Source organism: Bradyrhizobium sp. CB3481 (assembly GCF_029714305.1).
GTDB lineage: Bacteria > Pseudomonadota > Alphaproteobacteria > Rhizobiales > Xanthobacteraceae > Bradyrhizobium.
Map to the genome: position 1 here is coordinate 7,916,838 of NZ_CP121647.1, position 15,498 is coordinate 7,932,335.

Annotated in this window: 15 protein-coding genes; 8 read left to right on the forward strand and 7 right to left on the reverse strand. The window is 62.8% G+C overall.

The window, feature by feature from the left end; all coding sequences use genetic code 11:
• Positions 1-312 precede the first annotated feature (312 nt).
• Positions 313-687, forward strand: a complete 375-nt coding sequence (locus tag QA643_RS38105; protein WP_283030998.1) for a nuclear transport factor 2 family protein — start codon at positions 313-315, stop codon at positions 685-687.
• A 6-nt stretch (positions 688-693) separates the two neighbouring features.
• Here the strand turns inward: QA643_RS38105 and QA643_RS38110 are convergent, their stop codons facing one another.
• Complete coding sequence (locus tag QA643_RS38110; protein WP_283031000.1) at positions 694-2,064, reverse strand: FAD-binding monooxygenase; 1,371 nt, start codon at positions 2,062-2,064, stop codon at positions 694-696.
• Positions 2,065-2,253: 189 nt separating this feature from the next.
• On the opposite strand from QA643_RS38110, the gene QA643_RS38115 reads away from it, so the two are divergent.
• On the forward strand, positions 2,254-3,861 hold the full coding sequence (locus tag QA643_RS38115; RefSeq protein WP_283031003.1) for a Na+/H+ antiporter: 1,608 nt from the start codon (positions 2,254-2,256) through the stop codon (positions 3,859-3,861).
• A 145-nt stretch (positions 3,862-4,006) separates the two neighbouring features.
• Here QA643_RS38115 and QA643_RS38120 read toward each other — a convergent pair whose 3' ends face one another.
• From QA643_RS38120 to ispG, 3 genes are all read right to left on the reverse strand, one after another.
• Positions 4,007-5,347, reverse strand: a complete 1,341-nt coding sequence (locus QA643_RS38120) for a Rieske 2Fe-2S domain-containing protein (RefSeq protein ID WP_283031005.1) — start codon at positions 5,345-5,347, stop codon at positions 4,007-4,009.
• A gap of 205 nt (positions 5,348-5,552) precedes the next feature.
• Positions 5,553-6,446: a TauD/TfdA family dioxygenase gene (locus QA643_RS38125; protein WP_283031006.1), complete on the reverse strand. Its 894-nt coding sequence runs from the start codon at positions 6,444-6,446 to the stop codon at positions 5,553-5,555.
• A 202-nt stretch (positions 6,447-6,648) separates the two neighbouring features.
• Complete coding sequence (gene ispG, locus QA643_RS38130; protein ID WP_283031007.1) at positions 6,649-7,935, reverse strand: flavodoxin-dependent (E)-4-hydroxy-3-methylbut-2-enyl-diphosphate synthase; 1,287 nt, start codon at positions 7,933-7,935, stop codon at positions 6,649-6,651.
• Between the two features lie 268 nt (positions 7,936-8,203).
• On the opposite strand from ispG, the gene QA643_RS38135 reads away from it, so the two are divergent.
• From QA643_RS38135 to QA643_RS38145, 3 genes are all read left to right on the forward strand, one after another.
• Entirely contained in the window at positions 8,204-9,079 is an 876-nt protein-coding gene (locus QA643_RS38135; RefSeq protein ID WP_283031008.1) for a sulfurtransferase, read from the forward strand.
• A 95-nt stretch (positions 9,080-9,174) separates the two neighbouring features.
• Positions 9,175-9,432 carry a hypothetical protein gene (locus tag QA643_RS38140; RefSeq protein ID WP_283031009.1) on the forward strand — a complete coding sequence of 86 codons (258 nt, stop codon included), beginning with the start codon at positions 9,175-9,177 and terminating at the stop codon, positions 9,430-9,432.
• On the forward strand, positions 9,429-10,091 hold the full coding sequence (locus tag QA643_RS38145) for a nucleotidyl transferase AbiEii/AbiGii toxin family protein (RefSeq protein ID WP_283031010.1): 663 nt from the start codon (positions 9,429-9,431) through the stop codon (positions 10,089-10,091). Before QA643_RS38140 ends, QA643_RS38145 begins: the two co-directional genes overlap by 4 nt.
• A 33-nt stretch (positions 10,092-10,124) precedes the next feature.
• Here QA643_RS38145 and QA643_RS38150 read toward each other — a convergent pair whose 3' ends face one another.
• Together QA643_RS38150 and QA643_RS38155 are read right to left on the reverse strand one after the other, a co-directional pair.
• Entirely contained in the window at positions 10,125-11,063 is a 939-nt protein-coding gene (locus tag QA643_RS38150) for a DMT family transporter (RefSeq protein WP_283031011.1), read from the reverse strand.
• A 34-nt stretch (positions 11,064-11,097) separates the two neighbouring features.
• Positions 11,098-11,583: a transcriptional repressor gene (locus QA643_RS38155; protein WP_283031012.1), complete on the reverse strand. Its 486-nt coding sequence runs from the start codon at positions 11,581-11,583 to the stop codon at positions 11,098-11,100.
• A 154-nt stretch (positions 11,584-11,737) separates the two neighbouring features.
• Between QA643_RS38155 and QA643_RS38160 the strand changes: the two genes are divergently transcribed.
• Genes QA643_RS38160 through QA643_RS38170 form a run of 3 tightly spaced genes read left to right on the forward strand, consistent with a single transcriptional unit; the run spans position 11,738 to position 14,943 of the window.
• Positions 11,738-12,217, forward strand: a complete 480-nt coding sequence (locus QA643_RS38160) for a MarR family transcriptional regulator (protein WP_283031014.1) — start codon at positions 11,738-11,740, stop codon at positions 12,215-12,217.
• On the forward strand, positions 12,210-13,379 hold the full coding sequence (locus QA643_RS38165) for an HlyD family secretion protein (protein WP_283031016.1): 1,170 nt from the start codon (positions 12,210-12,212) through the stop codon (positions 13,377-13,379). The genes QA643_RS38160 and QA643_RS38165 overlap by 8 nt, the downstream gene beginning before the upstream one ends.
• A gap of 4 nt (positions 13,380-13,383) precedes the next feature.
• The gene (locus QA643_RS38170; protein ID WP_283031018.1) at positions 13,384-14,943 is read left to right on the forward strand and encodes an MDR family MFS transporter; all 1,560 of its coding nucleotides are present in this window, start codon (positions 13,384-13,386) and stop codon (positions 14,941-14,943) included.
• 42 nt (positions 14,944-14,985) lie between these two features.
• Here the strand turns inward: QA643_RS38170 and QA643_RS38175 are convergent, their stop codons facing one another.
• Positions 14,986-15,453 carry a GyrI-like domain-containing protein gene (locus QA643_RS38175; RefSeq protein WP_283031019.1) on the reverse strand — a complete coding sequence of 156 codons (468 nt, stop codon included), beginning with the start codon at positions 15,451-15,453 and terminating at the stop codon, positions 14,986-14,988.
• Between the last annotated feature and the right edge of the window lie 45 nt (positions 15,454-15,498).

A 15,498-nucleotide genomic window follows, 5' to 3' on the forward strand; every position in this document is an offset into this window, starting at 1 on the left:
CTCCGGAGTCTCGTACCTTTTTTACCACACCGGTCTGGCTATCAGAAGCCAGCGCCCGGCTTTGTGAGTTAAGTCACGAACCACGCGGATGTGAATCGTGCCATCGCCATCTTAGTCAGGCGAAGAGGCCGCAAGGTTCGGACCGCGGCGCCGTTCTCTCCGGTTCCCGGCGCCGCCCAGGTAGAGGGCCCGCCGGGATGCACGCATTCTTCGGCAGTGATGCGAGCGTTCGCCTTTTCTCAATAGTGCAATCCGCCGGTTCATGGCTTAATTTCCCCTCCATAATTCCGTTATTTGTCCGGGAGGAAAATCGTGGGCGCTGACCGATCCACCGTCGAAGCCGTGGTGCAGAGCTATTTCGACGGCCTGTATGAAGGCGACGCCGACAAGCTCGGCGCGATCTTCGACACCACCGCCGATCTGCGCTGGCTGGAAAAGGGCGAATTGCAGGTGCTGACCGTGCCGGACTGGCTCGACCGGGTGCGCAAGCGCCCTTCCGCCAAGGCCGAGGGCAAGCCGCGCGAGGATTTTATCGTCACCATCGACCGCTCGGACGACCAGACCGCCTTCATCAAGGTGCGCTGCCAACTGCCGCCGCGTTATTTCACCGACTATCTGGTGGCGATGAAGCTGCGCGACGGCTGGAAGATCGTCTCGAAATCCTACCGCTACGATCTGCGCGAGTAACATTCCTCAGGCCTGCGCGCCGGCCGACACGGCTTCAGTGCCGTCATTGCGGCGGCCGAAATTGCCGCGGATCACCCGCATCACGATGGCGGGCTGCAGCAGCCGCGTCGGCGGCGCTTCCAGGTTGGCAACCTCGAGGAAGGCGGTCGCTAGCCTCGCATCGTGCCGCGCGGCCATGTGCAGCTTGCCGATGTACCAGTTGATGAAGCGCACCTTCGCCGGCCGCGGCCCCTCGACCGTCGGATGCCGGAGGTCGTTGCCGACCGCAATGTCCCAGGGCGTGTCGATCACCTCAGCAGCGCCGGCGAAGAAGCGCCGCGCCAGATCGGCCGCGCCGGCGCCGGCGTCAAGGCAGTCGCGCAGCAGCATCGCTTCCTGCGCCGCCACCGTCATGCCCTGGCCGTAGACCGGATTGAAGCTGCACAGGGCATCGCCAAAGACGAGGTAGCCGTTCGGAAAGCGCGTCAGCCGCTCGTAGCGGCGGCGCAGATTGGCGGGATAGCGATAGCGGACGAAATCGCCGAGCGGCTCGGCATGGGCGACGATGTCGTAGATTTCCGGCGTTGGCAGCGAGCCGGCATAGGCGGCGAACAACTGCTCGTCGTCGGGGGCATGGTCGCCGAAATAGCCGCCGATCGAGACGATCCAGCGGTCCTCAGTCTGGTACAGGATCACACCGTTGCGCCAGTTCGGCCCGCTGCCGGCGACCACCACCGCCTTCTTGCCGTCGAGATCGGTCGGCCGGCGGCGATAGTGACGCGTGGTGTAGCCGATCCCGATCTCGATCCGCTCTTCTTCGGGCTTGGCAAAACCAAAACTTTCCAGCCAGGCCGGGCTCGACGAGCCGCGGCCGGACGCATCAACCACGAGATCGGCCGTGATGCGGTGTTCCTCGCCGGTACCGATCTTGACGCGCACACCCTTGATGGCGGCCTTTTCGTCATCCGCGATCAGGTCGTGCGCCGTGCAATTTTCGATCACGCGCACATTGGACAGCGCCATCAGGCGCCGCCGCACATGACCTTCCAGCACCGGCCGCGCGGCCAGCAGCCCGACCATCTCGCTCGGCGCCGATTTGAGCGTAACGCCGTGGCCGACCCAATTGACGTCGCCGGCGATGTCGCCCCGCGCGCCCCCGCTGGCGACGACCTCGTCGGTCCAGCCGGGAAAGAAATTCTCGATCACATTGCGACCCCGCGCGAGCAGCCCGTGCGCATGGCGCCCTTGCGGCACGCCCTTGCGGGGAATATCCGCCTGCGGAAACGCATCGCGCTCCAGCACGGTGACGACGGCATAGAAATCCGATAGTGCGCGCGCGGCCAACAGGCCGCCCATGCTGGCACCGATCACAATTGCATGCTGACCAATATACTTCATCGCAATGCTCCCGCCCTCTCCACCTGCCGACGCAGGGTCTCCGCTGGTACGGGGCAATGGCGGTGCGGGTTTTGAGCCGGGCGTCACAAATTTGTCAGGGGCGGCGTGAAACCAGCGCGCCCCGCGTTCGTGAGCGCAACGCGCCTTGCGCATTGACCTCTCGGGTTTTCCTTGCGAAGGGGGGCGATCATGGAATCCACGTTTCAGATCTTCTTGATCCTGCTGGCCGCGCTGGCAGGAACCGCGCTGCTGGCGCGGCGCATCGATGTCGCACCTGCTATCCTGCTGCTGCTCGCCGGCATCGCGCTGGCCTTCGTGCCGGGCATGCCGACCGTGGAATTGCCGCCACAACTCGTGCTGCTGGTATTCCTGCCGCCGCTGATCTATTCGGCCAGCGTCGCGATGAGCTGGCGCGAATTCAAAGCTAATTTGCGGCCGATCATTCTATTGTCGGTCGGCTGCGTGATCTTCACGGCTTGCGCGGTGGCGACCGCGACCCATTACCTGATCGGACTGCCCTGGGGCATCGGCTTCCTGCTCGGCGCCATCGTCGCACCGCCGGATGTCGTGGCGCCGCTGGCGATCGCCCGCAAGCTCGGCATGCCGCGCCGGATCCTGGTCGTGCTCGAAGGCGAAGGGCTGGCGAACGATGCCACCGCGCTGATCCTCTACCGGTTCGCGGTGGCGGCGATCACGACCGGCCTGTTCTCGCTGCCGAAGGCGGAGGGTACCTTCGCGGCCATTGTGGTCGGCGAAATCCTGTTCGGCCTGGCGGTCGGCTGGCTCTCCCTGCGTGCGCGGCATCACGCGCGCGACCCGCAGATCGAGATCACGCTGTCGCTGCTCACGCCCTACCTCGCTTACTGGATCCCCGAACATCTCGGCGGCTCCGGCGTGATCGCGACCGTCACCTGCGGGCTCTATATCAGCTGGAACGGACCGCTGTTGATTTCATCGGCGACGCGCCTGCAAGGCATCTTCTTCTGGGACCTCGTGATCTACTTGGTCGAGGGCATGCTGTTCCTGCTGACGGGCTTCCAGATGCGGCTGTTGTACGAGAAGTCGAAGGCGTTTCCGCTGCACGACATCCTGCTCACCACCGTGCTGGTCGCCGTCATTATCATCGTCGCGCGTTTCGCCTGGGTCTATCCCGCGACCTATCTGCCGCGGCTCATCAGCAAGCGGATCCGCGAACGCGACCCACCTCCTTCCTGGCAGACGGTGTTCGTGGTCGGCTTTACCGGCGTGCGCGGCGCGGTATCGCTGGCCGCGGCGCTGGCGCTGCCGTTTACGCTGCCGGGCGGCGAAGCCTTCCCCTACCGCGACATGATCCTGTTCGTCGCCTTCGGCGTCATTCTCATCACGCTGGTGGGACTGGGGCTTGGGTTGCCGACCGTGGTGCGATGGCTCGGCGTCGCCAAGGACGGCCGCAGCGAGCATCTCAGGGAACATGAAGCCGAGATCGCGGCGCGGCGCGAGGCGCTCGACGCCGCGCTCAAATCGCTCGACGCCATCACGGATGACCGCGAACTCTCGGACGAGGTCGTGAAGCTGCTGCGCGCCCGGCACGAAATCCGCGCCAACCAGCTGCCCAGCTCGCTCGACCCCGACGCGCACGACATCACAGCGGCCGGCACCGCGCTGACGCGGGAATTGATCGCGGCGGAACGCAAGTTCATCCACATCCTGCTGCGCGACGGCAAGATCACCGACGAAACCAGGCGACGAATCGAACGCGACCTCGATCTGGAGGAAGCGAGTTTGAGTAATCGGGAGTATCGCAGGATCGTGATGTAGCGTTTCCCGCCATTGTCGTCCCGGCGAACGCCGGGACCCATACGCCGCGGCCGTGATTGTTTAGCAGGATGGTTGACGGCATTCGCTCAACAATTATCGCTGGTGATGGGTCCCGGCGTTCGCCGGGACGACGAGGGAGTGCGCCCTACTCCGCCGCCGCGTTCCTGCCGGCACCGCCGACAAAACCCGCCGCATCGCCGAACCGCTCGATCATGACGGCCGTGAGGTCCTTGGCCTTGCTGGTGACGCAGGCGCCGGACCGTACCGTGTAGCGGTCCTGGTGTTTGACATGCGGCGGCGCCTCGCCCTGCTGCAGCGCGCGGGCGGCATCCATCACCAGTTTCCGGAAATGCATGATGCCGAGATCGGTCGGGCCAAGATGCTCGCGGGTGCGATCGGCGATCGGGCCCTGGCTGTCCTGTACGGCAGCGTCCTGCTCGGACACGCCCTTGATGCCGGTGTAGCTCGAGGTTTTCTGCAGCTTGCGATCGATCAGATAGTCGTTCGACTTGTTGCGCAGCGGGACATAGTTCTCGTCGACCACGGCCATTACGCCATTGCCGCGATCATAACCATCGCGTTCGGCCTGGGTCAGCGGGCGGTCCGGATTCCACGCATAGGTGTAGATCCAGCAATTGGTATCCGTCACCGGCACAAAACTCTGGCCAAAGATATTCTCGCCGGGCATCGAACTCGGCGCATAGGCATGCACCGGCATCAGGAACTGGGCGATGCGCCAGTAAATATTGTCTGACCCGGTCAGCCGCCCGCCGGCGACAGTGAGGCCGGCCTCGTGCGGATTGATCTTGATCACGGGCCGCGGATCTTCGGCGATCCAGCGCATGTGGTCGGTCGCCACGCGCGTCAGCGGATTCACAAAATGCTTCTTGATGTCGAGAATCTCGTTCTCTTCCTTCTCGAAAGAGAGATGCGCGAAGGTGAAATGCGCGGTGTCGATCGAGCCTTCCAGCGCCTGCACCCAGTTGCAGTCCTGCCATTTCTTGGTGACGTAGCGGTGCGAGGGCGGCACCAGCGCCATCTCCAGCGCGGGCAATTCGGGCATCTGGTCCGCCGGGCCCATATAGGCCCAGATCATGTCGCCCCATTCGCGCACCGGATAGGACTTGATGCGAATCAGGTCCTTCGCATTGAGGTCGGGATAGGAGGTCGGCATGTCGACGCAGCGCCCGTCGGTATCAAACTTCCAGCCGTGATAGACGCAGCGGATGCCGCATTCCTCGTTGCGGCCGAGCCAGAGATTGGCGCCGCGGTGCGGACAGTATTGATCGATGACGCCGACCACGCCGCGGGTGTCACGGAAGGCGAGCAACTCCTCGCCCATCACGACGATCTTCTTCGGCGTGCCGTCGGCCTCGGGCAGTTCTTCGGAAAGCAGCACCGGAATCCAGAAGCGGCGGAGCAATTCGCCCATGCCGGTGCCCGCCCCGCTCTCGGTGAGGAATTTGTTGTCTTCGGCGCGGAGCATGGCGGACCTCCTGATGTTGTTTTTGCTTTTGCGGAAGATTGACGCGGGCGACCGGTAACGTCAACGTCCATCCTGCTCGCGTGTCCCGGACGCGGCGCGGCATGAAGTGACGCGCCGCAGAGCCGGGACCCATCATCGATGCAAAGTATGGGCCCCGGCTCTGCAGTGCACCGCTTCGCGATGCACTGCGTCCGGGGCACGATACTTAAACCGGCCGCTCGCCCTTCACTGTCACCCGCGTACCCGACCGCGTGTGTGGCCAGTAATCCCACATCGCGCGGTGCTGGGCACAGCGGTTGTCCCAGAAGGCGATGGCGTTTTCCGTCCAGCGGAAGCGGCACTGGAACAGCGGATTTTCCTCGTGCTGGTAGAGATAAGCCAGCATGGCATCGCTCTCGTCGCGGGGAATTCCGATGATGTGGCGGGTAAAGCCGCGGTTGACGTAGAGCGCCTTTTTGCCCGTAACCGGATGGGTGCGCACGATCGGATGCTCGGCGCGCGGATATTCCACCCGGTCGGCGACGCCGTAATTGGCGTAGAGACCGCGATAGGTCTGCTCGCCGTCATGCAGCGCGGTCAGCCCATCGAGATAGGTCTTCATGCGATCGGAAAGCGCCTCATAGGCCGCGTACATGTTGGCGAACAGCGTATCGCCGCCATGCGGCGGGCACTGCTTGATGTAGAGGATCGACCCCATCGGCGGCTCGAGGTCGCAGGAGACGTCCGAGTGCCAGCCCTCGCCATTGGCGCGCGGGGAATCCTTGTCGGCATAGATTTTCATCAGCGCCGGATCGCCCTCGTTGGGCGCCGCCGGATGGACATGCAGTTCGCCGAACTTGCGGCCGAAGGCGAGATGCTGTTGCGGGGTGATGTGCTGATCGCGGAAGAAGATCACGAGGTTTTCGGCCAGCGCCCGGTGGATCTCGTCCATCTGCCGGTTGGAGCGCGCGTCGTCGGAGACGAGTTTGCCGATGTCGACGCCGGAAATCTCCGCGCCAATGATCGGGGTGAGTTTTTCGATGCCGATGGTCTCATAGGGCTCACTGTCGCCGGCGGTGTGCCTGTAGCGAGGTCCCTGCTTGCCTGATAGCGAAGACATGGGCGTTCTCCCAACCGTTCTTGATTGGGAAGCATCGTAGCGCAGGCAATACGAAGCGCAACGCAATAGGCGTCGTCCCGGCCTCGAGCCGGGACCCATAGCCACAGGAGTACATTGTTGTGAAAGCTGGAGCCGCAGCCGGGCATAACCACGACGTCCTGTGGTTATGGGTCCCCGCTTTCGCGGGGACGACGGAGAGATACTACTCCGCCGCCGTCGTTTCCGGCGTCTTCGCGCCCTTGCCGTAGCGCTGGTCGATGTAATCGATCACCAGCGCCTTGAAGTCGGCAGCAATCGTCGGGCCGCGCAGGGTGCGGAATTTCTTGCCGTCGACGAACACCGGCGCCGCCGGCGCTTCGCCGGTGCCGGGCAGCGAGATGCCGATATTGGCGTGCTTGGATTCGCCGGGACCGTTGACGATGCAGCCCATGACGGCAACGTTGAGCTGTTCGACACCGGGATATTGCGTCTTCCAGTTCGGCATTTCGTCGCGGATGAAGTCCTGGATCGAACGCGCCAGCTCCTGGAACGTGGTCGAGGTGGTGCGGCCGCAGCCCGGGCATGCCGCGACCAGCGGCACGAAGGTGCGGAAGCCCATGGTCTGCAGCAATTCCTGCGCGACCTGCACCTCGAGGGTACGATCGCCGCCGGGCTCGGGGGTGAGCGAAATGCGGATGGTGTCGCCGATGCCGTCCTGCAAGAGGATGCCGAGCGCGGCGGAGGAAGCGACGATGCCCTTCGAGCCCATGCCGGCTTCGGTGAGGCCGAGATGGATCGCGTAGTCCGAACGCGAAGCGAGCGTCTGGTAGACCGCGATCAGGTCCTGCACGGCAGAAACCTTCGCCGAAAGAATCATCTTGTTCTTGGGCATGCCGAGTTCTTGCGCACGGGCGGCCGAGAGCAGCGCCGACTGCACCATGGCCTCGCGGGTCACCGCGCGCGCGTCGCGCGGATTTGCGGAAGCCGTATTCTCGTCCATCAGCTTGGTGAGCAGTTCCTGGTCGAGCGAGCCCCAATTGGCGCCGATGCGGACCGGCTTGTTATTCTTGTTGGCGATCTCGATGATGTCGGCGAACTGGGTGTCGCGCTTGTTCTTGAAGCCGACATTGCCGGGATTGATGCGGTACTTGTCGAGCGCCTCGGCACAATCAGGATATTCGGCGAGCAGCTTGTGGCCGATATAGTGGAAGTCACCGATCAGCGGCGTGGTGATGCCGCGCTTGCGCAGGCCGTCGCGGATGTGCGGAACGGCGGCAGCGGCCTCCTCGCGGTCGACGGTGATGCGCACCATTTCGGAGCCGGCGCGGGTCAGCGCCGCGACCTGGGCGATGGTGCCTTCGATATCGGCAGTGTCGGTGTTGGTCATCGACTGCACGACGATCGGCGCACCCCCGCCGACGGCAACATTGCCGACCATGACCTGGGTGGTTTTATGCCGGGCCTTGGGGCCGGCGACGTCGTCTTGCGGGATCATTTCGGGCTTGTTCATGGGGCCTCGAATAACAGGTTTTGGTGACAATCACCAAGAGGGCGGCGAAAGCGCTGTGCGCCCCGTCACACTTCTACTTTTATCTTGTATATTCAATAGCTTAAGGCGCGCGCAGTGGCCGAAAGCAGGGCGAAAGACCGCAGCCTTTCGTTAACCGCTATATTGGACAGGAATCGCGGAATTGAAAGGGCGAGCATGCATGCCCGCCGCCTTTTCATGGCCTGATGCGGCCTCTAGCATGGTCGGGACATCATAAAGGGAAGCGGGCATGCCGGCGCGAAACGACCTCATCACGACGGCGGAACTCGCCGGGATTCTCAGGTCCCCTGATCTGCGCCTGTTCGATTGCACCACCTATCTCGAGCCCGCCCCGGAAGGCTCCAGCCTGCCCTATCTCGCCGTAGCGGGACAGCACACATTCGAGGCCGGGCACATTCCGGGCGCCGATTTTCTCGATCTGCAGGGCGAGTTCTCCGACGCCACAACCGAGCTTCGCTTCATGATGCCTGGCGTGGCGCAGCTCGAGCGGGGGTTCGGCGCGCACGGCGTATCCAATGAGAGCCGGGTCGTGCTGTACAGCATCGGCTCGCCGATGTGGGCGACGCGGTTCTGGTGGATGCTGAGATCGCTCGGCTTCGACAACGCCACCGTGCTCGACGGCGGTGTCGACAAATGGAAGCTCGAGGGACGCCCGCTCGAAAGCGGCCCGGCGAAGGGATATGAGCCGGCGACATTCACGGCGCGGCCAAGGGACGGATTTTTCGTCGACAAGCACCAGACGCTGGCCGCGACTTCCGAACGGGGCACCGTCATCGTCAACGCGCTCGGCCCGCAATTCCACAGAGGACTGGAGCCAAGCCGCTACGGCCGACCCGGCCGCGTGCCCGGCAGTTGCAACGTCTCGGCAGCGACACTGTTCGATCCGACCACCAAGGCCTTCGTGCCGCTTGGCGACGCCGAGGCCAAATTCAAGGCACAGGGGATTACGAAGGACAAGCGCGTCGTCGCCTATTGCGGCGGCGGCATCTCGGCGACGGTCGATTTGTTCCTGCTGCATGCGCTCGGCTACAGCAATCTCGCCCTCTACGACGGCTCGATGGGCGAATGGGCGAACGATACGTCGTTGCCGATCGAGACGGGTTAGCGCGCCATGCGTTTAAGGTTCATTCGCGAAATCCGCCTTCGTCCGTTGACAACGGCCAATATCGGTCCAATCTAGTGGCATAAGTGAGAAAGATGATGAGCCCTGCGCTGGTATTAACCACTGTTAATGCGCCGTACAGCAAGCAGCTGGATGCGCAGGAGCTCGCCTTTTGTATCCTCCATCCCGAAGCGGCCAAGGCATCACCTGGACATATGTCTTCTTTCTTCGGTGAAGTAAGCCCAAAACTGCAGATCGAGTTTGCCAGTTCTTGCAATATTACCGAGCAACAGCTCGCAGCCGCAGCCAAGGCCTTTGCCATTTATTCTGGCGAGTCCTATCCCCTCGCCGCGTGAGTGCCACCAAACATTCGTCAGACTGGGCGCGGCTGTTCCGATTAGCCTGCGCTCTTATCCGTCAGGTCAATGCCGACCAAACAATCATCAATCATTGGACGTTTGGCGGCGGCACCGCAATGATGCTGCAGATTGATCATCGCGAGAGCCATGACATAGATATATTTCTGCCCGATCCTCAGTTCCTGGCCTATCTCGATCCGCAAAAGTGGGACTTCAAACTTGACGTTACTCCGACTGAGTATGACGGAGACGGTGCAAGGTTCTTGAAGCTCGCATTCGAAGACATGGGTCAGATCGATTTCATCGTTGGCCCATCGTTGACGACCTCACCGACTACTCGACGCACGATCGAGGACGAAACCGTCGAGCTGGAGAACATCCCGGAAATCATCACGAAGAAGATCTATCATCGAGGATCCAATATCAGGCCGCGGGATATTTTCGATATCGCTGCGGCGGCCCACACTCACGCAGATGCAATTGTTGAAGCATTACGTTCCTACCGGAGCCAAGTCGCCAAAACGCTTCTTGCACTCGACAAATTGAACCCCGACTTCGTCAATGCAGCGATTGCCGATATGACGATCAGAGGCTCTTATCGATCGATTGCCGAAACGGCGATCGAGCGGGCGAGGACAATTCTGAGCGCCGTCTAGCAAGAATTTCCGAGCCTGTCGGGCGCGACGTCCTCACGCCGGCAGGTTGGGATCCGGCACCACCTTCGTATCCGGCTTGTTGACGAGATAAAGCCCCGCAATGACCAGTAGCGCAGCGAGGCCGAAGGCGACGGTCAGCGTATCGTGCATGATGAAATAGCTTGCGACGACGCCGAACAGCGGGGTGACGAAGGTGAAGGCCGACAATTTGCTGGCCGAGTAGGTTTTCACCAGCGCGAACCACAGCAGGAACGTCAGCCCAACCACCCAGAACGACTGATAGGCCAGCAGCGACAGTGACAGCGGTGTCGGGACATGGCTGATGGTTTCGCCCGATACCCCCGCCGCCAGCGCGAGAATCGGAATCGATAGCGCGACCTGATAGCCGAGCCCTTTTTCTGCCGGAGCCTTGATCAGCCTGGTCGTCTTGACGATCAGCGTTGTCGCCGCCCACAGCGCGCCGCCGGCGACGATCAGGAGATCGCCCAGCAGGACCTTGGCGTCGACATTGGCCTGGGGCACCCCGATCGCCAGGGCGACGCCGGCGAAACTCAGGGCCAGGCCGCCCCATTGCGGCGCCCGCAGCCGTTCCCGGAGAAAGACATACGAGCCGAGCGCGACGAAGAACGGCGCCGTGTAGAGGAACACCACGGCGCGCGAGGCCGATGTCAGCAGCAATCCGCGATAGATCAAGACGAATTCGATGCCGAAGATCACACCCGCGCTTAACCCGGGCCACAGCGTCCCGTCGCGCTCGAAGAATTTCACGCCGCGAAACCAGCCGATCGCGAACAGCACCGGCAGCGCGCCGACAGATCGGATCAACGCCTGCAGCATCGGCGGCACATCAGGCAGAACCAGCTTTACCGCGATCTGATTAAAGCCCCAGCTCACGCACAGCATCAGCATCAAAGCGATGGCGCCCGGGGTGAGCGCACGCCCGGCTGAAAGTGCTGCTTGCTTGGAAGACATCGATCCTCGTGGCCGGCCTTGCCGCCGTTTCTTGTTATTTCTGGCAGTGGGCGCAGGTGCCGGCGATCTCGACGACGGAGAGTTTTGGGGCAAAACCGGACGCACGCGCTGCTGCATTAAGGCTTTGTGCCACCGGCGCCGCCGGAATTTCGCCGACCGAGCCGCAGAGCTCGCAGATCAAGAACGCCACCATCGAGGTCTCATCATGGTCGTGCGCGCAGGCGAGGAAGGCGTTGCGGCTCTCGATCCGGTGGACGAGGCCATTTTCCATCAGAAAATCGAGCGCCCGGTAGACTGTGATCGGCGCCGGCCGCGGCATCGATTTGGCAAGCTCGTCGATCACCTCATATGCGCCGAGCGGCCGGTGGCTCGACAGCAGCGCGCTGAGCACGTGGCGCCGGATCGGCGTGAATTTCTGCGCCCGCTTTGCGCAAACCGCCTCCGCATGCGCGATCGCTTCCGCGGTGCAGCGGCCGTGATCGTGGTCGGGCGCGGGAAATGTCGGCTTTGCCAGGCTCATATCGACCCTTGTAGCAGTTTCGCAGCCGATCCTGAAGCCCGCGCGCCATTCGGTTCCCAGCCATGTGCGGGAAGCGGATCAGGCCGCCACTTACGCCCCATGCGGAATTCATAAGCAAGCTTATTATATCGCTAGCTTATGGAGGCTGAAAACCATGCGCGGTTCCGTGGATGCGAATTTTCTGTTCACGCTGGGCGAGGTGCAGCGGATGGTGCGCGCTTATGCTGACCGGCAGGCGGCGCGCTACGGCATCACCCGCGCGCAATGGGCGGTTCTGGCCAAGGTCGAGCGAACTGAAGGCCTGAAGCAATCGGAACTCGCCGAGCAGATGGAGATGCAACCAATCACGCTGACGCGGCTGATCGACAAGCTCTGCGACAATGGCTGGATCGAGCGCCGTGGCGACGAGAACGACCGCCGTGTCAACCGCCTTTACTTGCGCAAGGCCGCAAGGCCGCTGCTCGGCAAGCTGGCCGGCCTTCGCTCCGAACTCACCGCGACCGCGCTCGACGGCATCAACCCCGCTGACGCGCATCGCCTGCTCGACCAACTCGACCTGATCAAGGAGAACGTTCGCAGCGCGATCCAGAATCCGGCGAACGACACTCCACGAAAGGAACAGCGTTATGGCTGATCCCGTCCTCAAATTCCCACCCGAGCAGAAGGGGGCGCCAGCGACGCCGTCGCGGCCGAAGCTCGCGGCCGAGCCGCGCCGCAGGCTGATGGCCGGCTTGCGCCGCTATCGCCGCTTCCTGCTGCTGGTGGTGCTGCCGCTGGTCGCATTGGTGGCCGGCGTGACCTTCTATCTCAATGGCGGCCGCTACGTGACCACCGATGACGCCTATGTCGGCGCGCAGAAGGTTCTGATCACGCCCGACATCTCCGGCAAGATCGAGAAGGTCGTGGTGAAGGAAGGCCAGCAGGTTGGCCCTGGCGACGTGCTGTTCGAGATCGATCCGGTGCCGTTCCGCCTTGCGCTGTCGCAGGCCCAGGCCAACCTCGCCCAGGCCAAGGTGACCTACGACAATCTGATTGCCGACCTCAGGATCTACGGCCAGATGAGCGAATTATCGCAGCAGGGCATGGACCTGAAGCGGCGCGATGTCGAACGCAAGTCGGCGCTGGTGAAGAACAATTTCGGCTCGCAGCTCGACCTCGACAATGCGTCGACGGCCCTTGTGACGGCGAGCGCACAGTACCAGCTGCTGCAGCAGAAGATCGCGACTGCGAAAGCCCAGCTGCTCGGCAATCCCGAGCTGCCGCTCGATGAATTCCCGCCCTATGCGCAGGCGAAGGCCGCGCTCGACCAGGCTCAGCGCAATCTCGACCACACCGTGATGCGCGCACCGATGGCCGGCATCGCAACGCAAGTCGAGCAGATCCAGCTCGGCCGCTTCGTTACCGCCGGCACGCCGGTGTTCAGCATCATCGACACCGGCAACCCGTGGGTCGACGCCAATCCGAAGGAATCCGATTTCACCTATGTCGCGGTCGGCCAATCGGTCACACTCGAGGTCGACGCGTTCCCCAATCATGTGTTCAAGGGCACGGTCGGTTCGCTCTCACCCGGCACCGGCGCGCAGTTCGCGATCCTGCCGCCGCAGAACGCCTCGGGCAATTTCGTCAAGGTGGTGCAGCGCGTGCCGGTGCGGATCTATTTCGACAAGAACGACAAGTTCGTACGCAAGCTCAAGGCCGGTATGAGCGTTTACGCCACCATCGATACCAACCATCGCCGCTCGCTGTCGGCGCTGCTCGGCCTGACCCCGGCGGTGGCGAACCAGGACCACGAGTAGCGCGATGGCGACGCCTGGGCAGCCATCAGCATCGGTTCCCGGTCTGCGCCGGAACATGGTGACGATCTGCGCCATGACGGCGACCATCATGCAGGCGCTGGACACCACGATCGCCAATGTCGCGCTGCCCTATATGCAGGGCACGCTGTCGGCCTCGCAGGACCAGATCAACTGGGTGCTGACCTCCTATATCGTCGCCGCCGCGATCATGACCGCCCCGGTGGGGTGGATCGCCAACCGCTTCGGCCGCAAGCGCATCTTCATCGTCTGCTCCGCCGGCTTCACCGTCGCGTCGGTGATGTGCGGGCTGGCGCAGGACATCAGCCAGATGGTGCTGTTCCGCCTGCTGCAGGGCGTGTTCGGCGCGGCGCTGGTGCCGCTGTCACAGGCCGTGATGCTCGATTCCTACACGCTGCAGGAACGCGCCAAGGCGATGGCGATCTGGGGCATGGGCGTGATGATGGGGCCGATCATGGGCCCGTCGCTGGGCGCTTGGCTGACCGAGACCTATTCCTGGCACTGGGTGTTCTTCGTCAACCTGCCGTTCGGCGTCATCACCGTGCTCGGCCTCGTGATCTTCATGGACGAGACCAAGAAGGACCTCGAACTGCGCTTCGACTGGTTCGGCTTCACCGCGCTGGCAGTCGCGATCGGCGCTTTGCAGCTTGCGCTCGACCGCGGCGAGCAGCTCGGCTGGCTGGAATCCAACGAGATCATCGCCGAGTTCATCATATCAGGCATCGGCTTTTATTACTTCCTGGCGCACTCGCTGACGACGGACCGCCCGTTCATCCAGTTTGCGCTGTTCAAGGACAAGAATTTCGTCGGCGGCTGCGTGTTCATGGCTGTCATGGGCCTGGTGCTGTTCTCGACCATGGCGCTCTCCTCACCGTTCCTGCAGAACGTGATCGGCTATCCCATCATCACCGCGGGCCTTTTGCTGGCGAGCCGCGGCTGCGGCACCTTCGTGGCGATGATGCTGGTCGGGCGCATGATGAAGCATATCGAGGCGCGGACGCTGATCGTCTCCGGCCTCGGCATCACCTGCCTGTCGTTGTTCTACATGACCGGCTGGACCGACCGGACCGGTGTGACCGAGATCGTCGTCATCAGCGTGGTCCAGGGCTTTGGCTTCGGCCTGGTGTTCGTGCCGCTCTCAACCGTCGCGTTTTTGACGCTGCCCAATCACCTGCGCACCGACGGCACCTCGATGCTGACCTTGATGCGCAATGTCGCCAGTTCGATCGGCATCTCGCTCGTGATCTCGCAGCTGACGCAGGGCACGCGCTACACCTACGCGGTGCTGTCGGAGCATATCAATCCCTTCAATCACGCCCTGCAGATGCCCGTCGTGCGCGACATGATCGACCTTGCCACCGACAAGGGCCGCGCCATGGCCGACATGATGGTCAAGATACAGGCGCAGATCATTGCGTTCTCGTACGACTACCAGATGGTGATGATATTCACCGCCTGCGCCATCCCGCTCGCCATCATGATCGGCTCGAGCAAGGCGACGCTGCGCGAGCAATCGGCCGCGCCCGATCATGCGGTGATGGAGTAGAATTTCTCGCCGCGAATTTCCCCGCATCGAGACTAATTTATTCTAAATCTCCATCAGTTCCTTGCTGAGCACCGTCCGCCACGCAGCGGGATCAGCGCTCATCTCCGGACCAACCGCATAGGTCTCGTAAAGTCCGTCGGCAGTCTTGTGTCCTGCACTCTTGATCATGCCGATGAATTCACCCCAGGCGCTGCCGAGACCCTCGTAGCCGCCGTGATAGGTGGTCTGCACGATAGTCATGGCGGGCCATTGCCCCGGCTTCATGCGATTTGCCGGCGCGACCGGCGTTGCGACCGGTAGGCATATTTCGAAGTCGAACACCTCGCCGGGGTTGCGGAGATGGTGGGTGAACCAGGGTCCGACCACCGCAACATTCTGCGCGGCGACAGCAGCCTTCAATTCGACAAGGCCGGGCCCCATCACTTTGCAAACATCGTCGCGCGAAACCCGAATAGGAATCAAGGCCGTGAGTTGTGGCGTCGTTTTGATGACGCGAAGCGGTTCGATCACGACGAATTCCATTGGTATGTTGCTGGGATGAGCGCTCTCGCTGGC

Coding starts and splice junctions, on each gene's coding strand:
- QA643_RS38120 (WP_283031005.1), bottom strand. CDS start 5,347: ATGCTCCGCGCCGAAGACAACAAATTCCTCACCGAGAGCGGGGCGGGC.
- QA643_RS38125 (WP_283031006.1), bottom strand. CDS start 6,446: ATGTCTTCGCTATCAGGCAAGCAGGGACCTCGCTACAGGCACACCGCC.
- QA643_RS38160 (WP_283031014.1), top strand. CDS start 11,738: ATGCGCGGTTCCGTGGATGCGAATTTTCTGTTCACGCTGGGCGAGGTG.
- QA643_RS38140 (WP_283031009.1), top strand. CDS start 9,175: ATGAGCCCTGCGCTGGTATTAACCACTGTTAATGCGCCGTACAGCAAG.
- QA643_RS38165 (WP_283031016.1), top strand. CDS start 12,210: ATGGCTGATCCCGTCCTCAAATTCCCACCCGAGCAGAAGGGGGCGCCA.
- QA643_RS38115 (WP_283031003.1), top strand. CDS start 2,254: ATGGAATCCACGTTTCAGATCTTCTTGATCCTGCTGGCCGCGCTGGCA.
- ispG (WP_283031007.1), bottom strand. CDS start 7,935: ATGAACAAGCCCGAAATGATCCCGCAAGACGACGTCGCCGGCCCCAAG.
- QA643_RS38135 (WP_283031008.1), top strand. CDS start 8,204: ATGCCGGCGCGAAACGACCTCATCACGACGGCGGAACTCGCCGGGATT.
- QA643_RS38150 (WP_283031011.1), bottom strand. CDS start 11,063: ATGTCTTCCAAGCAAGCAGCACTTTCAGCCGGGCGTGCGCTCACCCCG.
- QA643_RS38110 (WP_283031000.1), bottom strand. CDS start 2,064: ATGAAGTATATTGGTCAGCATGCAATTGTGATCGGTGCCAGCATGGGC.
- QA643_RS38170 (WP_283031018.1), top strand. CDS start 13,384: ATGGCGACGCCTGGGCAGCCATCAGCATCGGTTCCCGGTCTGCGCCGG.
- QA643_RS38155 (WP_283031012.1), bottom strand. CDS start 11,583: ATGAGCCTGGCAAAGCCGACATTTCCCGCGCCCGACCACGATCACGGC.